Genomic DNA, 21,189 nt, shown 5'->3' with positions numbered 1-21,189 from the left:
CCTCCCAAGGAATCTATTCATTCATCTTATCACCTTTAATCGGAATTCGGAACAATATCGATGTTCCGGATTCTGGGTTGGTGATTATTTTCATTTCGCCTTTTAATAAGCCGATACGTTCGCGCATCCCAATAAGCCCGAAAGACTTGTCTTTCTTCTCATTCGGATCGAACCCAACCCCATTATCTTTAACGTTAATATTCATTATATCGTTAAGCCACTCAATTTTCACCCAAATGTCCTTGGCATTCCCATGCTTTATAGCATTTGCTACAGCTTCTTGAATCAGTCGGAAGGCCGCGATTTCAAGATCCGAATGAAAACGCTGTGTCTCGCCGCGGTCACGGAAATGAATGACTGTGTCTTGTTCGTATTCACTTAGCTTAGACAAATACTTCTTCAACGTTGGAATTAAACCCAAATCGTCTAGTGCCATTGGACGTAAATCATAAATTATACGGCGTACCTCCACTAAAGCATCTCTTACCATAAACTTCAACTTTGAAAGTTCTTCAAGTGCAGGTACTGCTCCACGTTCTTTATGGGTTTTTTCAATTAAACCAGTTCTTAATAACACATTTGCAAGCATCTGGGCTGGTCCATCATGAATATCTCTTGAAAGTCTTTTCCGCTCTTCTTCTTGTGCCTGGATAATACGAATTCCGAATTCTTGTTGTTGTCTAGCATCATAGAGTGCTTCACCAACGTTTTTTAAATCCGATGTCAAATATTGAATGACAACCGAAACTTGATTTACTAATTGATCTGCTCTTTCCATTGTGTCTAAAAGACCTGCAAGGCGTCTATCCAGGTCATCCCGACGTACTCGTAAGCTCTTTTCTTCCATTTTGTTAATTGAAAAGCGAACTTGCAAATCATTCGCTATTTCATAAGCTTCTCTAATTTGATCCTCCGAATATGTTGCAAAATTCTTGGATACGTCAGCTAAGCGTTTGCGGGAAAGACGTGTCATTCCATCCAAATGGTCGCCTTCAGTAATTACTATAGATATATGCTCCCTTATTTCTTCAAGTTCTAATTTTAGTTCATTGAAGCTTTCTCGACTTTGTTCACTTATAATGAAGATATCATTCTTTGATTGATCCATTGTGCGAACAATACTATTAAATATTGCATCTAATGCGTGAACATCGATTTTACTTTCATTCACTATTTTTCCCCTCCCTTGGCATGCAACCAAGACAAAAAACGCTTGAATAAAGCATTCATTTATAAGTTATCATTTTAATGATTCTCTATTTAGTATATCATCAAAGAGCCTATTGTATATTAAGATTGTATTACAAGTATTGGAGGTATCGCAAATGCGAGAAGATTACCGTACAGTAAAAAATTACGGAGAAAGTGAACTAATAATAAAAAAGTCCAAGTTTCTTACTTACATAAAACGTGCGGAAACTGAATCTGAAGCTCTTGAATTTATTCAGGAGATTAAGAAACTGCACCACACTGCAACACATAATTGTTCTGCCTATGTTATCGGACCAAATGATGATATACAAAAAGCAAATGATGACGGCGAACCTTCTGGAACAGCCGGGTTTCCTATGTTGGAAGTCTTAAAAAAACAAGGATTAAATGATACCGTCGTTGTTGTAACAAGATATTTCGGTGGTATTAAACTTGGTGGTGGAGGTTTAATACGAGCTTATGGCCAGGCCACCACTGTAGGCATTGAAGCTACAGGTGTCGTAGACCGAAAACTGCACTTACTTATGAAAGTTACTGTCGATTACACTTGGTTGGGAAAAGTCGAAAACGAAGTGCGGCAATCTAACTATCCCTTGAAAGAAATCGAATATGCAGAGGGCGTTGATCTTCTTATCTACGTTCCAATCGCAGAAGAAAATCTTTTCATCGATTGGATGACAAATAGTACAAATGGGCAAGCAATTTTTTCGGTTGTAGATAAAGTCTTCCTAGAATTCGACATTTAGTCGCATTTATTTTACCTATAGCCTCTAACGTAGTATAATTAGCAAGATTACAGTAATTTGAAAATGAAACCTTAACGGATAGAGTCACGTCTGTTACTATAGTTAATGGAAGTGCCACTACATAGCTTATTCCGTGTGGATGTGCACTCACATAGAAGGTCGGAGGGACCAATGAATGAAAAGAAAAGACTTTAAAAAAGAAATTAAAAAATCTTCACGCAAACGACGCGTAATGAAAGTTTCGCTTCTCCTTTTCCTATCCGTCTTTCTCGTCGTAGTCGCATACGGAATCGTCTTACAACAAAAAGCGCAGAGTGCCGTAGAACGAGCATATGAATCTCTTGAGGATAGAACAAAGTCAGAATTACGTGAAGAAGCTGTCGCACCTATAAATGATAGTGTCTCCATACTGTTTCTAGGAGTAGATGAAAGCGAAGCCCGTGGCGATGCCAATGGGAGATCCGATGCAATACTAGTTGCAACATTAAATAAAAAACAAAAAACAGTAAATTTGCTAAGTATCCCACGTGATTCTTATGCATACATTCCAAATAGAGATAAATACGATAAGATTAATCATGCCCATGCATTTGGTGGCACAATTGGAACGATTGATACGGTAGAAAAGTTGCTAGAAGTTCCAATTGATTACTACGTGAAAATGAACTTCAATGCTTTTATTGATGTTGTAGATGCCTTAGGTGGAATTGAAGTCGATGTTCCTTACGATCGTTTGGAAAAGGATGAGTTTGACAACGATTCAATTCAACTCAAAAAAGGATTCCAACATCTTGATGGTCGCCATGCTCTTGCATTAGCACGTACACGAAAATTAGATGACGATGTGAAACGCGGGGAACGTCAACAAATGATATTGGAAGCGATTATGAAAGAAGCTACTTCAGTTTCCTCTGTCACGAAATATGGTGGCGTGATTGATGCCGTTGGAGATAACATGAAAACAAATATGAAGTTCAGTGAAATGACTGCCTTTTTGGATTATGTAAAAGGTGGGAAACCACAAATAACTCCTATCAATATTAAAGGTTATGATGAATACATTAATGGAATCTACTACCGCAAGTTTGATGAAGACGATCTTGACCGAGTCAAAAGAGAATTACAAGCCCATCTTGGAATTACACCCCATTCTTCTAGCCTAACGGATGAAGGTAAAGGGTTCTCCGAAAAAGATGAATCTGCATTTGAAGCGAATGATGATAGAAACTAAGTAAATAAGTAAAAGGCTACGAAACTTTCTGTTGAGAAAGTTTCGTAGCCTTTTTCGATTGCGTATTTATTTATCTTCCAATCATTCGTACAAAATTGATGAGCGGGCGATAATTTGCCCCGGCCAATCCAATTACCTCGACCAACAACTCAATCGCTACGAGCATGACGATGATTAATAAGATTGCACCCCATACTGTAGCTTGCGAGAACATAATTGCTGCAACACCAAATAATGCGGCCAATCCATAAATAATTAATACGGTTTGTCTGTGTGAAAAACCTGCTCGAAGCAAACAATGATGTAAATGCGACTTATCTGGCGCCATTACTTTTTGTTTCATACGAATTCTGCGAACAATCGCAAAAAACGTATCCGAGATTGGTACACCCAACATAATTACTGGAACGATAAGTGAAATGAACGCAACGCTCTTAAATCCAAGCAGTGCAAGTACGGAAATCATAAACCCGAGAAACAGCGATCCGGTGTCCCCCATAAATATTTTAGCTGGATGGAAATTATAAAACAAGAATCCAAATGAACTAGACGCTAGAATTGCAGCTGTCGCCATTACGAATGGATCTGCCATAATGATTGCCATTACAGCAATCGTAATAAGAGCTATAGTTGAAACGCCTGCAGCAAGTCCATCGAGACCATCAATTAAGTTAATGGCATTTGTAATTCCGATAATCCAAATAATTGTAATAGGAATGCTGAGATAACCAAAATCCAACACGCCGATGAGTGGTAGATTAAGGACTTCAATTTGGAGTCCACCCCAGATTACAACGACTAAAGCCGCGAGCAATTGCCCAAACATTTTTGCTTTCGCTGTAATTTCAAACATATCGTCAAGAAACCCAGTTACTATAATAATAAGTGCTCCTATAAGAATTCCTGTTGAGTGTTCATCTTGAGGGCGCAATACAAAATACCCAATTAGAAAAGCTCCAAATATAGCAAGGCCGCCAATTCGCGGCATAATAGACGCATGTACTTTCCGATAATTTGGTTTATCAACCGCACCAATTCGGAATGCAAATTTTCTGACGAGCGGAGTCAGTATGATAGATGCTGCAAATGCAACTGCCATTGCAAGGAATAACATGTCCTTCCTCCCTAAAAATCGATAATCTAACCTTAAGTTTATTCAATTTTTTTCTTCAAAAAAATAAATCAACTTTGATTAATTCATCCGTATTGTATCACGGATTCGCTAGAAAATCATCTTTACTACATTGAATTTAGAAATCTACCTATTTCCTTTCCGTATTTTTCAAATTCGACATCTTTCCTGTCCCACCTTTCTTTTCCTGCAATATAAGGAATAGTCCTAGCTTAAGGTAGTCAGCCATCACTATTTTTGATAAAATGATTACGGGTTCTTTATTAAGGACCAAAAAAGGAGCGTATATCCATGTTATCAATTTTTAAGCGTTCAAATAAAACGAGCGAACGACAACTTCGAAAATATCGAAAAGTTGTCGAACAAATAAATAGCCTAGAAACTAAATATGAAGAGATGTCCGATGATCAGCTAAAAGAGATGACACCTATACTTCAAGAACGTTTATTAGCTAAAGAAGATATCAATTCAATCATCCCTGATGCTTTTGCCATCGTACGAGAAGCTTCAAAACGTGTTCTTGGAATGCGTCCATTTGATGTGCAACTTATCGGAGGGCTAGTATTAGCAGAAGGTAATATATCAGAAATGCACACAGGTGAGGGAAAAACACTTGTCGCCGCCCTCCCCTCTTATATCCGCGCACTTGAAGGTAAAGGAGTTCATGTCATTACTGTGAACGAATACCTTGCCAAACGGGATTTCGATCAGATTGGCCAAATTCACCGTTTTTTAGGTCTAACTGTCGGTCTGAATGTACCGATGATGCAAGGAAGTGATAAACAAGAGGCTTATCTAGCAGACATCACGTACGGTGTTGGAACTGAATTTGGATTTGATTATTTACGCGACAACATGGCTCAAAGTATTGCCCAAAAAGTTCAACGTCCCTATCATTTCGCGATTATCGATGAAGTCGATAGTGTTTTAGTTGATGAAGCAAAAACACCTTTAATCGTTGCAGGAAAGATGCAAGCCGATGCTGACCTTCATTACATTGCTGCACGATTAGCAAAACGCTTTAAAAAGGACATTGATTTTGACTTCGACGATGAAACAAAAGCTACCTCCTTAACAGATGCCGGTATCGAGAAAATTGAAAAGGCTTTTGGTGTGGACAATTTATACGAACTGGAGCATCAGACACTTTACCATTATGTACTGCAATCTGTACGCGCCCTCGTTATCTTTGAGCGTGACGTTGATTATATAATTAAAGACGAAAAGATCGAACTTGTTGATATGTTTACAGGTAGAATTATGGAAGGTCGCACATTGTCAGATGGTTTGCATCAGGCGATTGAGGCGAAAGAAGGACTTCCGATTACGGAAGAAAACAAAGCCCAGGCACAAATTACAATTCAAAACTATTTCCGAATGTATCCAAAACTTTGCGGAATGACTGGAACGGCAAAAACCGAGGAAAAAGAATTTCAAGAAGTGTACGGCATGGATGTTATTCAAGTTCCTACAAATCGGCCGAAAATCCGAATCGACTCCCCCGACCAGCTTTATAAGACTGTTGATCAAAAATATGAAGCGATGGCCAAAAGAGTTCATGAACTACATTCAACTGGACAACCCGTACTTATTGGAACGACATCCATTTTACAATCTGAAAAAGTCGTCAAGTATTTAGATGACTATAAGCTTTCTTATCATTTATTAAACGCGAAAAGTGTTGAACAAGAAGTCTATTTAATCTCACAGGCGGGTCAGCGGAACCAAATTACGGTCGCTACCAATATGGCAGGACGCGGAACCGACGTGAAACTTGGTGAAGGAGTTGCTGAACTAGGCGGGTTGTTTGTTCTAGGTACGGAAAAACATGAAAGCCGTCGAATTGACAATCAACTTCGGGGACGATCTGGTAGACAGGGTGATCCCGGAGAAAGCCAGTTCTTCCTTTCTCTTGAAGATGATATGTTTAACCGTTTTGCCAAGGATGAAGTTGAAAAGTTCCTGAAGAAAACCAATTTTGATGAAACAGGACTCGTTCTTAATTCAGAAAGTGAAGAGTTGACGGAACGAACACAACGTATTGTTGAAGGTGCGCATTACTCGATGCGTGAGTACAATTTAAAACTGGATGATGTTATCAATGACCAACGAAAAGTAATCTATTCCCTTCGCGATAATATTCTTGAGGGCCATGACCAAATTGATAAGCTAAAAACAATGTTGCACGAAACGGTAGAGTTTGCTGTTTTGGAAAATTGTCCAGAAAACGAAAGTGTTAGCAACTGGAATATAAACAAAATCGAACAAACAATGAATGCTTTGCTTCTTGAACCGATTGCGATTCCGCGTAGCATTGAAAAAACAAATGAGATAATGAAGTTACTTGATCCACCCGTTGTCCATTTACTTGATTATATCGATTCGTTCATAGACAATGAGCAAGTCGTTCAACTGATTCCTCAAGTTATGCTTTCTCATATCGATGTTATGTGGGTTAAACATCTCGAAGTCATGTCTCGATTGAAGGAAGGGATTGGACTTCGTTCGTATTCTCAAGAAGATCCAATGCGTATTTACCAACGTGAAGGACTTGAATTATTTGGACGCCACTACCAAAAATTACGGCGCGATATTGCCTCAGAAGTGATAAACTTCATGAAGTTAATTACGAAACAACAGGAGGAACAAGCATGAATCTATTTTCATTTTTTAAGAAAACCGATAAAACAGGAACAGATAGCACGATTGATTCACAGGAAATCTTAACGAACGTGGAAACTTCAGATGGAGTAGGAGAAATTGAAACGAGTCTTTCTTTACATCCAAATTGGAAGGTTCCACAAGAGCAGGATTATGTTTTTCGATTTCTAGCGAATGAACTTGAACCACTCCAACCGAATCAAATTTCCCTATCTGGAATTGATGTTGAAGTTGACCCTGCAAATGACAACTGGCTCGTGAAAGCATTTTTCCGCTCTTCTCTCGACCAAGAAATTAATGTAGGCGAAGTCGAGCTCATGCTTTTAGACGAAGACGGAGAAACACTCGCTTCTCAAGAGTTCGATTTAAATGAACTGGGCAATATTCCTGCACGAAGCGCACGACCGTGGATATTTGCTTTCACAAAAGAGAATACATTTACAGAACAACTCCCTGCAGACAATTGGAAACTTGTTTTCAACGTACAATCTCTTATTCCACATAAACTAGATTTAGATAGTGCATGGGAAGAAGGCTTGTCTACCGAGCAAAAAGAAAGCCTTGAAAACGTCGTTGAGACACTACCTAAACTAAAACCTAGAGAAGTGAATATTAGCGGATTCCAAATTAAACTTCAGGATGATGGGAGCATTGCTGCTTCTGTATTTATCCGTAACGGTCATTCCAAGCAAATTAACATTGAACAACTACCACTTGAACTGCTGGATGCCGGTGGAAATACAATTGCTAACGGGTCTTTCAAACTTGCACCGCTAGCAGTAAAAGCGAACACAACGAAACCATGGACATTTATTTATCCGAAAGAACTTGTTCAAATCACAGAACCTGATATTTCTCGTTGGGTTGCGCGCGTACCTCAGCAATAATGCGTTACACTTTTAACAGACATTTTCCGATTTCACTTGGGAAGTGTCTTTTTTTCGTATTTGGGTTTATTTAATCGTAAAAAGGGTATACATATACTGTCTGAATAATCAATCAACCTTTTTCAGGAAGGAGTGCAAGTAAGATGAAGCAAGATAGCCGTTTTTTCAGAGAACGAATAAAACGGGACAATGCTGACAACTTTCAACGAATCCATTCTGACTTTGATCATGCCGCGGGCGAATATGAACCTTTATATAAAAACGATAGACCATCTACAATAACCTCCAAGAAATCCAATCTCCAAAAGAGGGCGACTGGGGAATTCTCATACGATTCGTTTCATCATCCAATCTCCCCTTTTTTTGAAACCGGATATATAAATAGAATAAATCGTTAACATAAAAGCAATGTTAAATAATTATGTTGGTAGTTGATAAAGAATTTGTACATTCCTGGTCGAGTGGAAGGCCTGAAAATATCGCTTCGTCGCTTGGTGATGGCCTCCCGTAGTAAGCCCGTCAGAAAGTTCACTGTCGGTCTTACTACTTCGGCTCACACTTGTCGCTTCTGCGCTAGTTCGTTTTAACTTCATGGTTAATACAGAAATCAGAGTGGAGCAATCATACGATTTGCACACTCCTAGTTGATTGAAGTGGAAGACGGCGACTCCGAGAGGGTCAGCAGGTCAGGTGAAACAACCAACGAGAGCGAAAGCCGTAACGAAGCACGGCTTTTGCGAATAAAAACGTAGTGTTATGAGCACATCTTTGCGAACGGGTTGGTCCACCGGCTGCCCTCCGGAACGCGTTAGGGAAAGATTGCACTTTATCTTTCCGCACTTTGGGTCTGAAACGGAAATCAACAGCACGATTTTGTAATATGCTTGATTATTATTATTTAACAGAGCTAACATAAAAGAAGGCAAACTCTCAATTGGGAGTTTGCCTTCTTTTATGTTAAATATCTAAATCAGTTATGACTGTTACATCGTCATGATGCAAGAGTTTTGTAATTGGCCACTCTTTCGTAATCGATCCTTCGAGCAACTTTGAAATTGCTTCGCGTTTTTGTTCACCAAATGCTAACAATAGTAGCTTTTTTGAATTTGTTATCGATTGAATCCCCATCGTCAATGCCGTATTAGGGATTTGTTCGTCATTCGAAAAGTATTGACTGTTCACACCTAGCGTAGAATCCGTTAGTTCCGCAACATGCGTTAACGATTCAAATGCAGTTCCAGGTTCATTGAATGCAATATGACCATTCACTCCAACACCAAGCAATTGAATATCTAGTGGATTTTTGTCTAGCAAAGCCTCATAAGAAGCACATTCCTCATTTAAGTCCGTTGCCAAACCATCTAATAAGTTCACTGTTTTAAACTTCTTTTTGTCAAAAAGATGCTCATTCATAAAATATGCATAACTATTCGGGTTTGTTGGTGCCATCCCTACATACTCATCTAGATTAAATGTTGTTACGTTTTCAAAATCTAAATCCGACTCTGTCCATTTATTATAAACAGGAATCATTGTACTTCCCGTTGCAAGACCAATTACATGTAAACGGTCATTTTTTAACTCTTCTTGAATGATTTCAAATACCTTTTCCGCGCCATCCTCCGGGGATGTTACTTTGACGAGGTTTAACTTACTCATATTCTTACCCTACTTTCGTTTGACTTCTACTGTAATTTAATTGTAGTTTTTCTTAAAGTGTTGGTCAACTAATATCCTTTTTATGAATACCACACCCATTCTCTTAACATTTGTCGTATCTATCAACACTTTGTGAACTAAATGTGAATTCTTTCACTTTTGAGTCGAACATAGGGAATTCCCTTATTTCTATAATTCGACATTCCATTATTATTAAGGCAACAGGGATTCCCATATGTAGATTAAGAAAGGAGTGAGATTATTGGGTAAAGACTTTAATAGACAGCCGACCAACAATGAATCTTCGATTAGTTTAAAAGGTACATTTATAGCTGTTATGTTGCTAGGTGTTTTTATTCTTATCTCTTGGTTTGGCATTTACGCACTATTTATTTCTAGATAATTAATTATTGATTGGAGTGGTTAACTTGCATTTACACAAATACGAAAAAATATGGCTTACTTTCGGAGTAGGATCTCTCGTTCTATTCTTAGCTATTATTGGATTTGCTGCCTTTTGGAAAGGCACACATCCACCAAGTCACATTGAAACCATCGATCCACAAAATGTCGAAGCACATGAGGCTTTTCAACCTGAGAATCTTGGCTTGCAAGATCAAGGGAACGGAAGATATGTTGTGAATATGGTTGCTTCTGCTTTTAACTATGATTTTGGTAAAGACGAGAACGGCGATTCGGTTTCTACAATTCGCGTTCCAAAAGGATCAACAGTCCTCTTTCAATCTACTACTACAGACGTTGTGCACGGCTTCCAGGTTGCAGGAACAAACGTCAATATGATGCTTGAGCCGGGACATATAAGTCGCTTTGAGGCTGTTATGAAGAACACAGGTGAATTTACAATTGTTTGTAATGAATATTGTGGAATCGGTCACCATTTAATGTATGGAACAGTGGAGGTGTATGAAGAATGACAACAAATCAACGTACTTTTTCTAAAAAAGAATCCAGACTTTATATGTCCTTCATGTACGTCACGTTCATTTCACTATTAATTGGTGGCTTAATGGGACTTTTACAAACTCTCGTCCGTTCTGGAAAATACACATTGCCTTGGGGTATTGACTATTACACAATTTTAACAGTTCACGGTGTTATTTTAGGTCTTGTGTTAACAACATTTTTCATTATTGGCTTCCAATTCTCTCTTATGGGGAAAACGGTTGGAATATCGGATAAACAACTCAAAGTCGCATGGCTATCCTTCTGGGTTATGTTAGTCGGTACGATAATGGCAGCTATTACAATTCTAGTCGGTCAAGCATCTGTACTATATACATTTTATGCGCCATTACGCGCACATCCGGTATTTTATTTTGGATTGGCATTTGTTATTATCGGAAGTTGGATTGCAGCGGCTGTGAATTTCCGCCAGCTTTATGTGTGGAAGAAAGCACATAAAGGTGAGAAATCACCACTTCTTGCATTCATGGTAACGATCAATATGATTATGTGGGTGATCGCTTCCCTAGGAGTTGCGGTATCCGTTCTTGTTTTATTCATCCCATGGTCACTTGGTTATGCAGAAACGATTAACGTTCTATTAAGTCGTACATTATTTTGGTATTTTGGTCATCCACTCGTTTACTTTTGGTTGCTTCCTGCATATATGGCATGGTATGCAATCATTCCAAAAATTGTTGGCGGGAAATTATTTAGTGATTCACTTGCAAGACTCTCGTTTATCTTGTTGCTCATGTTCTCTATCCCTGTAGGCTTTCACCATCAACTTACAGAGCCGGGAATTGATTCGACATGGAAGTTTATTCAAGTTGTATTAACATTTATGGTTGTTATTCCTACACTGATGACAGCTTTCTCCATTTTTGCGACGTTTGAAACGGCTGGACGCAGAAAAGGATTTAAGAGTACATTTGGTTGGATCAAAGCACTTCCATGGAAAGATGTACGTTTCCTTGCACCTTTCATCGGTATGGTTGCATTTATCCCAGGGGGTGCGGGTGGAATCATCAACGCATCTCACCAAATGAACGCACTTGTTCATAATACGATATGGATTACAGGTCACTTCCACTTAACTGCTGCTACAACAGTGATCCTTACGTTCTTTGGGATTACGTATTGGCTAGTTCCACATTTAACTGGAAGACGTTTGACGCCAAGCATCAATAAACTCGGTTTAATTCAAACATGGATCTGGACAATTGGTATGATTATTATGTCTGGTTCGATGCATATTCAAGGATTACTCGGTGGACCTCGTCGTTCGAGTTTCTCAGAGTACGCGGGTGGTGAGCAAGTTGCCACTTGGCTGAACTACCAACTTGCACAAGCAATTGGAGGTTCGATTCTGTTTGTAGGAACTGTCTTGATGGTCTATATTTTCTTCAAACTCGCATTCTTTGCGCCGAAAGGGATTCAAGAGTATCCAATCGCGGAAGAGGAAATCGATGCAGAACCTACACCGAAATACCTCGAAAACTGGTATTTATGGGTTGGAATAACGCTCGCGCTCATTCTCTTTGCGTATACGATTCCAGTAATTGAAATTATTAACCACTCTCCACCAGGCTCGCCGCCATTTGACTGGCCGATCGGGAAGTAAATAGATAGTTGTAAATTAAAAAACTGCTATGTCCTTTCAGAGATTATCTGAAATGCATAGCAGTTTTTAGTTTGTATTTTATTTAGAAAGAGCGACGCGTTCAACAGCGGCAGCTACATTTTCGTGGACATTTGGATCTAAAGGATGAGGTACCAAATCATTCGGTTTAGTACTTTCAACAATTGCAAGAGCAGCCGCGATTAACATCGGATACGATATTTCCTTTGCTCGAGCATTAAGTGCTCCTCGGAAAATACCAGGGAAACCTAGAATGTTATTTACCTGACGTCCGTCCGCTGCAAAAGCCGCTCCCGCTTCTAGTGCAACACTTGGATCGATTTCTGCACTTGGATTGGAAAGTGCTAAAATAATTTGTCCTTTTTGAACCATCTCTGGTTTGATTAATCCTGAAACGCCTGTCGTTGCAATGACAATATTTGCTGTAGTCATAAGCTTTTCCAATGAATCAACAACAGTCCCACCGTGTTCCACAAGTCGTTGGCATGCCGCTTCGTCTCTATCGACACCGAGCATTTCCTTCACGCCATAAGCCATAAGCATACGGCTAATCGCAAGACCAGCGGCACCAAGTCCAATTTGCCCTACAACGGAATTTTCCAACTTCACGCCTGCCTGTCTGCAAGCAGAGATGACCGACGCAAGCGCCACAACAGCAGTTCCGTGCTGATCATCATGCATGACTGGAATTGGCAATTCTGCTTTTAGGCGCGCTTCGATTTCAAAACAATGTGGGGATCCGATATCTTCAAGAAGAATACCACCAAATCCTTTGTAAATATTTTTCACTGTATTCACAACTTCATCTGGGTCACTTGTATCGAGCAGGATCGGGATACCGCTAATCCCAGCAAATTGATCGAGCAATACAGCTTTCCCTTCCATTACAGGCATGCCGGCAACAGGTCCAATATTACCTAGACCAAGAATCGCAGTGCCATCTGTCACAATCGCAACCGTATTGGAAATACCTGTGAAGTAATTTGCTTGTTCCGGATCTTTTTTAATTAATTCACAAACGTTTGCAACGCCTGGTGTGTACACTCGGCGAAGGTCTCCAAGGGAACGGATCTCCATCTTCCCTTTCATATGAATTTTTCCACCTTCATGGGCTTGTAAAACGTCATCCGTTATCGCGTGAACGCTGATTCCGTCACCGATTTCGTTAACTGCACGAACGACTTCCATTAAATGCGCCTCATTCATACACTGAATGGATACGTCACGAATTGTAGATAGTGTTCCTATTTTAATTGTTTGAATATCCCCCATATCTCCTTTTAATTGTCCGATTGCCATTGCAACCTTTGCAAAATTTCCAGGAGATGAAGGTGTTTCAATAATAAGGTTTCTAATAAATTGAACTTGCTCCATCAAACATAACCTCCGATTTATATCTTATCTATATATAGTACACGTAGTAGTACTGACAACAAATTATACCATTCTTCTTAAGTTAAGTAGAGTAGAAATACACGATCGTTCTCCGAAATGCATTTGTCACTTACTTTTCAAACAAATTACACTAATACCTTCTTTATTGTTTATAATAGAAGATAGAAGGAACCCCTTCAATTCATAACAAGGAGTTGCACTTATTATGTCATTACAAAAAAACTTTGTAATTGGACTTATGCTTTTCGCCTTATTCCTTGGAGCAGGAAATATAATCTTCCCACCTTTACTTGGACAAATGGCAGGAGAAAACATACTCATAGCTATGTCTGGATTTTTACTTACTGGTGTTGGTCTCCCCCTTTTGGCAGTAATCGCTATTGCGAATTCTGGAGGTAGTTTACAAGCAATCGCCAGCAGAGTTCATCCACTTTTCGGAGTTGTTTTCACTTTAATCATTTACATGGCGATCGGGCCATTTTTCGGGATACCTAGAACAGCGACTGTTTCTTATGAGATAGGTGTAGTTCCTTTCTTATCAGAAGGTATGAGTAGTTCAAATTGGGTCCTACCATTGTTTACAATTCTCTTTTTCTTAGCGACGATTGGACTAGCCCTTAATCCAGCGAAACTAGTTGACCGTATTGGGAAAGTATTAACACCCTTACTCTTTACCGTCATTGGTGCGCTTGCCATTAAAAGTATTGCTACGCCCATCGGGAATATCGGAAGTGCACAAGGTGAATATATAGACAATCCTTTTTTCCGTAGTTTTCTTGAAGGTTATTTGACGATGGATGTGATTGCGGCACTCGTTTTCGGTATTGTCATTGTTAATGCACTTCGCGAAGAAGGTGTCACACAAAAAGGACCCATTCTGAAAGCTATGATTATTGCCGGTTTGATTGCTGCTACAGGGTTATCAATCGTTTATATGTCTCTTAGTTATATTGGTGCAACAAGTGTTGAGGTCATTGGATTTCAAGAAAATGGCGGCGCGGTTCTAGCACTTGCTTCCAATGTTCTCTACGGAACTTCAGGAACGGCTATTTTAGCAGCGACAATTATCTTTGCTTGCTTAACGACATCTATTGGCCTTGTGTCAGCGTGTGCTCAATACTTTAAACAGCTATTTCCAAATGTTTCATACAAATTCTTTGTCATTCTTTTTGCAGGATTTAGCGCATTAGTTTCCAATATAGGCTTGACACAACTTATCGCATTCTCTTTACCTGTATTAATGATGATCTATCCACTCGCGATTGTTTTAATGTTGATGTCTTTTATCGACAAATCATTTGGTCGCGCACCAATCGTATATATAATCGCCCTAGTTGCAACGGCTTTTGTTAGCATCTTTGATGGGCTCGCGGTTGCCGACATTCGCTTTAAATCCGTAACTTCAGTACTCTCCTATTTACCACTTTATGAGCAAAAAATTGGTTGGTTAATCCCAGCAATTGTTGGCGCGCTTATCGGAGTACTTATTAATTTCTTCACGCGGAAACAAAAGTAATGATACAATGAACACTCATTCATTATTTTAGGAGGAGTAGATTAAATGACTTTAAATTTTGACGAGATGGATATCAGTGCAATTTGGGAATTAATTGACGAGAAACTAAACAAGGAAACGGGGCCAATCGAAGGGATGAACACCGCGTATTCATTTGACCTTTCTGGAGAAGACGGTGGATTTTACGGCCTAAAAATCTCAGAAGGTAAAGCTGACGTACTTTTAGGGAATGTCGAAGAGGTCGATTGCGCGTTGACAATGAGTGTAAAGGACTTTAAAAAGCTACTTGCCGGTAACTTAAACACTACCGCATCGTATATGATGGGCAAACTAAAAGTTAAAGGAAATATAGGTCTAGCCCTAAAACTAGAAAGTCTATTGAAAAAGTATTCATTTTAATTGCATGTTGTCTGGATAATTGGTTATTAGGAGTTGTAAAAGTAGTCATATTGAATTATAACCAGATTTTTAGTCTATTGATTATATAGGTCCTTTTCTATACAATAAGAACTATCATCTACCGAGAGGAACTATCTAATGAAAAAATCTAAGAGTATCGCACGAACGCTTTCCCTACTTATTATTGGTTTATTTTTAGTCCTATTTATTGCGTACACAGTTATTACTAGCAGTATTTTACATAAGCAAAGCATTCAAGACGCAGAGAGCTCTGCAATCGCAAATGCGGAACTTTCCGCTTCACAAATGAGTGAGCAGTTTAAAAGAACCAATCAGATGCTTCGAACGACCAAACATATTTTTGAAACATTAAAAGAAAAAAATGAATTAACACCTGAAGAAATTTTAGATGTGATAGAAAACAACCTAGAGAATAACGAAGATGCAATGGGAATGGCCGCCATCTTTGAAGAAGGATCTATTTCTACAAGCACTCTAACCGATGATGAATTGATTGATAGCGAAGGCCGATTCATCCCTTACTTTTATAAAGACGCTGATTCAATTTTCCTAGAAGCAGTTGGAGGCTATGAAGTCGATGGCGATGGTGACTGGTATTTAGTGCCTCGTAGAGAAAATCGAACTGTTTTAACAGAGCCTTATGAATATCAAGCTGGTGGTGAAATGGTTTTGATGACTACGATTTCAGTGCCACTTAAAGATCAATATGGCCAATTTTTCGGAGTACTTACGACCGACCTTTCAATCGACTATTTGAATGAAGGTGTAGATACTGTTGCACCAGATGGCGGATATGCAAGTATTATTACCGGAGCTGGGTTCCTAACTACAAACAGTTTCAGCGAAGACTTAAATGGTTTGAATATGCATGATTCCTATGACTGGGTGAATTTATCGAAGACGCTAAAAACTGGCGAACCGATTACATTTTACGAAGAGTCAAAAGAATTAGATGAAGAATCATTTAATGCGTTTGCACCTATGCAACTCGATGACATTATCGACGTTTGGACAGTTCAAACGGTAGTACCTAAGTCTAAAATCTTAGAAACGTACAATACAATCCTATTGTTAACGATTATTGCGGCAGTTGTTATGGTTACCTTAATGTCCGTTGCTACTTTTGGTTTTATCTACAGGCAATTGAGACCTCTTGCACAACTACGAGACTCAATCGAAACAGCAGCAACTGGCGACTTAACTAAAAACATTGACGAAAAACATATTAAACTAGATGAGATTGGCGCAGTTTCTTTAGCTTATAACAATATGCTTAAGCAAACGAACGATGCTGTGACTGCAGTGTTAGGCTCATCTACTCAGTTAAGCACGTCGTCAAGTCAAGTACACCAAGTGTTTGAAGAGATTGTGGCATCAAGCCAAGAAGTATCGCTAGCGACAGACGAGATTGCACACGGAGCTTCTAAGCAATCTGAAGACACGGAAGAAACGAGCCACCGTATTGGTGATTTGTCCAATCAGATGGACGCACTTTCAACCCTTTCTGACAATATGAGTAAAGTGTCACAAGAGGCTGACGTGTCGACAAAACTCGGTATGTCAGAAGTTAGTAAGCTACGTCAACACAATGAATCTGCAAATGAAATGAATACGAAAGTGCAACAACAAACGAATGCACTTACGGCTAAGATCGAAGAGATTAACCAAGTCATTACGTCCATTCATGGCATAACCGCACAAACCAATTTACTTGCTCTTAACGCAAGCATTGAGGCTGCTCGTGCAGGTGAACACGGTAAAGGATTCGCAGTTGTAGCCGAGGAAGTTCGTAAACTTGCGGAGCAATCTCGTTTAGAAACAGACGTTATTCAAAGAACCGTACAAGAAATTCTAGCAGAATCACAACAAACCGTTGATGTCATCGCACAGAACATCGCACTGATGGAAGGTCAGAACGAATCTGTATCAAGTACAGAATCAGCCTTTGTTCAAAACGCTGACCTTTCAGAACAGCTGGGTGAATTCATCGACACATTGGCAACAGAACTGAAAGATATGATGGAGCACAAAGACCAGGCAATGTTAGCGATTCAAAGTGTCTCTGCAATTTCAGAAGAAACTGCAGCTTCGGCAGAACAAGTTAGTGCGTCTGCTGCTGCACAACAAGGCGAACTGGAGCGTGTCGCAGAATCCACAAACCGGATGAATGCAATCGCACAAGAGCTTCAAGAAGTCGTTAACCGATTTAAATTATCTTAAAAAAAGAGCCGCTTCCCCAATTATTCGTGGGAATCCGGCTCTTTTTTCATTTAATACGAATCTACTATAACTTGGAAACCTTGGCAATAAAGCATTTTTTCGATATAATAGAAGTTGGAATCTCTACTAAAAATATAAATCTTGAACGGAGTGAACCAATTGTTCAAGGACAACCGATTTCTTTATTACAACGCAGCTGGGTTTCGCAAAGACCTAATTGCAGGTATTACTGTCGGTATCGTAGCCATTCCACTCGGGATGGCTTTCGCTATTGCTTCAGGTGTAAAACCCGAATATGGACTTTACACAACAATTATTGCTGGTCTACTCGTCGCCTTACTAGGTGGATCTCGCTATCAAATTGCAGGACCTACCGGCGCATTTATTCCTATATTGCTTGCCATTGTTCTTCAATACGGCTACGAAGACTTGCTTATTGCAGGATTTCTTGCAGGTATTTTTCTTGTTATCATGAGTTATGCAGGAATTAGCAATTTAATTCACTTCGTGCCTAAATCCGTTACAATCGGCTTCACTACGGGAATAGCAATCATTATCTTTACCGGTCAAATCGGTAACTTCTTTGGACTTACAGGGTTGGATAAAAAAGAGTTTTTCCATGAAAACATGATTGAACTTGGAAAACAATTGTACACAGTAAATTTCTTCAGTATTCTTATCGCGCTTATTGGAATTGCGCTTATCCTTTTATTGCCTAAAATCTCGCCTCGAATTCCAATATTGCTAGTTGCTCTACTTATTCCTACAATTATTTCTGTTCTTTTATTTCCAGGTAAAGTAGAAACAATCGGTACAGCGTTTGGCGGAATACCTAATACTCTTCCTTCTTTCCACTTTCCAAAGATTACTTTTGAAAAGTTGCTAAATCTTTGGCAACCCGCTCTTGTCATTGCATCTCTTGGCGCAATTGAGTCTCTCTTATCAGCTGTTGTCGCAGATAATATGGTTGGAAGAGAAAAGCATAATTCGAAAAGAGAATTATTTGGCCAAGGAATCGCCAATATCATCACGCCTTTGTTTGGTGGTATTCCTGCAACTGGAGCCATTGCACGAACAGCGACAAATATCCGCTCAGGTGCAGTCAGTCCTGTGTCGGGAGTTGTGCAAAGCGCCTTTGTTCTTGCTTTCTTACTGTTATTCGCACCCTATGCGTCTTATATTCCACTAGCTGCGATGGCACCGATTCTTATGTTTGTTGCGTGGAATATGAGTGCCCGAAAAGCATTTATTCATATTTTGTCTATCCGATCAGGTGACTCTATTGTTTTACTCACAACATTCTTGTTAACGATTTTCGTGAATTTAACTGTCGCCTTTCAAGTGGGACTGCTTATTGCAGCGATCTCTTTCCTTCGTAAAATGAGCGGGAAACTCGAATTGAAAGAAGCAAAACTGTCGGAAGTAGAGAAATTGAAAGTAGGATTCGGCCAAGATGCCACTCTGAAAAAGTACAAGGTCATTGGCCCCCTATTCTTTGGAACTGCTAAAGTTTTTGAAGACAAATACCCGAACTTTTTCGATGAAGATACAACGAAAATCATACTTGACTTGGAACATCTTTCCGTCATCGATGCTACTGGAGAAGCTGTTCTTTCCGCTTTACTAGACGATGCAAAAAAAGTCGATGTACTCATTGTTATCAAATCACTACCAAAAGATAAAGTTGCCCTATTTAAAAATAGTGGACTGTATGACAAAATTGGAAAAGAGAATTTCTTCATGTAATTTTAGATTAATCAAAAGGAAGACTAGCCCATCTTTATGGACAGTCTTCCTTTTTACGTACATTCTTTAATTAACCTATTAATTCAAAAATTAGGAAGTACGGGTTATACTAAGATATATAATGAAAATCGCATGACTAAGGAAAGGAGATGTTCGTCTAATGAATCCATCTTTTGAAGAAATGCAAAAACGAATGAACCATATTGGGAACCTGAATGGATACATCGAAGAAATAATTGAAAAGATCCCTGGAAACCTACTACCAAAACCGATACAGAATAAATTGAAAGATGTAATAATCAACGACAATGAACTCTCGCATTTACTCGAAGGTCTAAAAGATCCTAGACCTCCCCGCTTTGTACTTGTTGGGCGCACGGGCGTTGGAAAGAGTAGTCTGATTAACGCTTTGAGCGGACATCATCTTGCAGAGGTGAGTGATGTAGAAATCGGAACAACAAAGGCCCGTCGATTTACATATGAAACGGATGGACAAGTTTATTTCGAAGTGATCGACACACGTGGGATTGGCGAATCGGAAGCCTTCAGCACAAAAGCTGAGGAAGACTTAATGGATGTCATACGAGATTTCAAACCAGATGCCCTACTCTTTCTTCAAAAAGCAACGGAACGTGCACATATTGATAAAGACATTGAAATCACAAAACGAATCATGCAAAAAACAAGTGCAGATCTTCCACTTATCGGGATCATCACACATAGTGATGAAATGAATCCTTCTAGAGAGAAGGATCCTACGAACTATCCGGCTAGTAAAGTGAGGCTGATACGCGAAAAACATGCGCAACTCGTTCGCATATTTACGGATAACGACATGCCTTTTGCTCACATTATTCCGGTTTCCTCTTATATTGAATGGAATGAAGTGCCTGAAGACAATCCGGCAGAATGGACGATTGCATTTGACGGACGTTACGGAATTGAAGAGTTGCTCGATTTTTTGGAAGACAGTATCGACGTAAGGGCAGCAATCCATCTTGGGATGACGATTCGACTCAATAAAGTGGCAGAAAAAATTGCGAATCGTTTTATTAAGGTGTTTTCTGCACTTGCGGCAACCGTTGCGCTGAGCCCGATTATTGGAACAGATGTCGGAGTGCTTTTAGCCTTACAGTCGATACTTCTTATGATCATCGCCTACCTCTCAGGACGTGAGCTTGCTTTCAAATCAGCACGCGAATTGCTGATTTCACTCGGTGGGATTGGTGCAACTGGCTTCACACTTCGTTTAATTGCACAGCAAGGAAGTAAATTTGCCAATCTTCTCTTCCCTGGTGCTGGTTCCGCTTTAAGCGCAAGCATCGCTAGTGGCGGTACGTATGCAATCGGGAAAGCTGCTTCCGCTTATTATTTAAAAGGTGTTCCTGAAAGTGAACTAAAAAACATTATTAAAGAAGCACAAGATGAATTCAATGATGAAAACAAAGCTAACTAAAAAAATCCACTTAGCCTCTAGGGAGGCCACTGAAAAACTTACGTTTTTTAATTTGTAGCAATCTTGAAAATCAAAAAGGAGCCAATTCGTTCGGTTTTGAACGAATTGGCTCCTTTTCCTTTGATTGCTCTTACTCATCTTCCTTCATTTTCGATTATATCGAAAAATGAAGCGCTATTTAGCGTCTGGGATTCTAGTTTACAGTACATTCCGTTGATTGGAGTGCAGAGCGGCGACTCCAGCGGGATGAAGCGGGACAGGTGAGACCCAGCAGGGAGCGATAGCGATCCGATGCGGCTCACC

16 protein-coding genes are annotated in these 21,189 nt (G+C 39.5%); 12 read left to right on the top strand and 4 right to left on the bottom strand.

Annotation, left to right across the window (positions count from 1 at the left end):
* Positions 1 to 13: 13 nt before the first annotated feature.
* Positions 14 to 1,174: a sensor histidine kinase gene (locus tag ACXYMX_RS00080; RefSeq protein WP_459042661.1), complete on the bottom strand. Its 1,161-nt coding sequence runs from the start codon at positions 1,172 to 1,174 to the stop codon at positions 14 to 16.
* Positions 1,175 to 1,325: 151 nt separating this feature from the next.
* Between ACXYMX_RS00080 and ACXYMX_RS00075 the strand changes: the two genes are divergently transcribed.
* Together ACXYMX_RS00075 and ACXYMX_RS00070 are read left to right on the top strand one after the other, a co-directional pair.
* Positions 1,326 to 1,958: a YigZ family protein gene (locus ACXYMX_RS00075; protein WP_459042171.1), complete on the top strand. Its 633-nt coding sequence runs from the start codon at positions 1,326 to 1,328 to the stop codon at positions 1,956 to 1,958.
* Between the two features lie 175 nt (positions 1,959 to 2,133).
* Positions 2,134 to 3,189, top strand: a complete 1,056-nt coding sequence (locus ACXYMX_RS00070; RefSeq protein WP_459042170.1) for an LCP family protein — start codon at positions 2,134 to 2,136, stop codon at positions 3,187 to 3,189.
* Positions 3,190 to 3,259: 70 nt separating this feature from the next.
* On the opposite strand, the gene ACXYMX_RS00065 is transcribed toward ACXYMX_RS00070, so the two are convergent.
* Complete coding sequence (locus ACXYMX_RS00065; protein ID WP_459042169.1) at positions 3,260 to 4,303, bottom strand: glycosyltransferase family 4 protein; 1,044 nt, start codon at positions 4,301 to 4,303, stop codon at positions 3,260 to 3,262.
* Positions 4,304 to 4,612: 309 nt separating this feature from the next.
* Between ACXYMX_RS00065 and secA2 the strand changes: the two genes are divergently transcribed.
* Positions 4,613 to 6,976, top strand: coding sequence for an accessory Sec system translocase SecA2 (secA2, locus tag ACXYMX_RS00060; protein ID WP_459042168.1), 2,364 nt, complete (start codon positions 4,613 to 4,615; stop codon positions 6,974 to 6,976).
* Positions 6,973 to 7,869, top strand: coding sequence for an accessory Sec system S-layer assembly protein (locus ACXYMX_RS00055; RefSeq protein WP_459042167.1), 897 nt, complete (start codon positions 6,973 to 6,975; stop codon positions 7,867 to 7,869). The genes secA2 and ACXYMX_RS00055 overlap by 4 nt, the downstream gene beginning before the upstream one ends.
* Before the next feature lie 957 nt (positions 7,870 to 8,826).
* Here ACXYMX_RS00055 and ACXYMX_RS00050 read toward each other — a convergent pair.
* Positions 8,827 to 9,528, bottom strand: coding sequence for a glucosamine-6-phosphate deaminase (locus tag ACXYMX_RS00050; protein WP_459042166.1), 702 nt, complete (start codon positions 9,526 to 9,528; stop codon positions 8,827 to 8,829).
* A gap of 262 nt (positions 9,529 to 9,790) precedes the next feature.
* Here ACXYMX_RS00050 and ACXYMX_RS00045 point away from each other — a divergent pair, with 262 nt between their 5' ends.
* Genes ACXYMX_RS00045 through ACXYMX_RS00035 form a run of 3 tightly spaced genes read left to right on the top strand, consistent with a single transcriptional unit; the run spans position 9,791 to position 12,115 of the window.
* Complete coding sequence (locus ACXYMX_RS00045; RefSeq protein WP_459042165.1) at positions 9,791 to 9,931, top strand: cytochrome c oxidase subunit 2A; 141 nt, start codon at positions 9,791 to 9,793, stop codon at positions 9,929 to 9,931.
* Between the two features lie 25 nt (positions 9,932 to 9,956).
* Positions 9,957 to 10,463, top strand: a complete 507-nt coding sequence (locus tag ACXYMX_RS00040; RefSeq protein WP_459042164.1) for a cytochrome c oxidase subunit II — start codon at positions 9,957 to 9,959, stop codon at positions 10,461 to 10,463.
* Positions 10,460 to 12,115, top strand: a complete 1,656-nt coding sequence (locus ACXYMX_RS00035) for a b(o/a)3-type cytochrome-c oxidase subunit 1 (protein ID WP_459042163.1) — start codon at positions 10,460 to 10,462, stop codon at positions 12,113 to 12,115. Before ACXYMX_RS00040 ends, ACXYMX_RS00035 begins: the two co-directional genes overlap by 4 nt.
* Before the next feature lie 78 nt (positions 12,116 to 12,193).
* On the opposite strand, the gene ACXYMX_RS00030 is transcribed toward ACXYMX_RS00035, so the two are convergent.
* Positions 12,194 to 13,507 carry a malic enzyme-like NAD(P)-binding protein gene (locus ACXYMX_RS00030; protein WP_459042162.1) on the bottom strand — a complete coding sequence of 438 codons (1,314 nt, stop codon included), beginning with the start codon at positions 13,505 to 13,507 and terminating at the stop codon, positions 12,194 to 12,196.
* A 226-nt stretch (positions 13,508 to 13,733) separates the two neighbouring features.
* Here ACXYMX_RS00030 and brnQ point away from each other — a divergent pair, with 226 nt between their 5' ends.
* The 5 genes from brnQ (at position 13,734) to ACXYMX_RS00005 (ending at position 20,886) form a co-directional block, all read left to right on the top strand.
* Positions 13,734 to 15,044: a branched-chain amino acid transport system II carrier protein gene (brnQ, locus tag ACXYMX_RS00025; protein WP_459042161.1), complete on the top strand. Its 1,311-nt coding sequence runs from the start codon at positions 13,734 to 13,736 to the stop codon at positions 15,042 to 15,044.
* A 45-nt stretch (positions 15,045 to 15,089) separates the two neighbouring features.
* Positions 15,090 to 15,443: an SCP2 sterol-binding domain-containing protein gene (locus ACXYMX_RS00020; protein ID WP_459042160.1), complete on the top strand. Its 354-nt coding sequence runs from the start codon at positions 15,090 to 15,092 to the stop codon at positions 15,441 to 15,443.
* 138 nt (positions 15,444 to 15,581) lie between these two features.
* Positions 15,582 to 17,684, top strand: coding sequence for a methyl-accepting chemotaxis protein (locus ACXYMX_RS00015; RefSeq protein ID WP_459042159.1), 2,103 nt, complete (start codon positions 15,582 to 15,584; stop codon positions 17,682 to 17,684).
* A 150-nt stretch (positions 17,685 to 17,834) separates the two neighbouring features.
* Entirely contained in the window at positions 17,835 to 19,430 is a 1,596-nt protein-coding gene (locus ACXYMX_RS00010; protein ID WP_459042660.1) for a SulP family inorganic anion transporter, read from the top strand.
* Between the two features lie 160 nt (positions 19,431 to 19,590).
* Entirely contained in the window at positions 19,591 to 20,886 is a 1,296-nt protein-coding gene (locus ACXYMX_RS00005) for a GTPase family protein (RefSeq protein ID WP_459042158.1), read from the top strand.
* The last annotated feature ends 303 nt before the right edge of the window (positions 20,887 to 21,189 follow it).

Source organism: Sporosarcina sp. CAU 1771, assembly GCF_054482775.1.
Note: the sequence above shows the minus strand (reverse complement) of the source record. Positions and strands in the feature narration are given on the sequence as shown.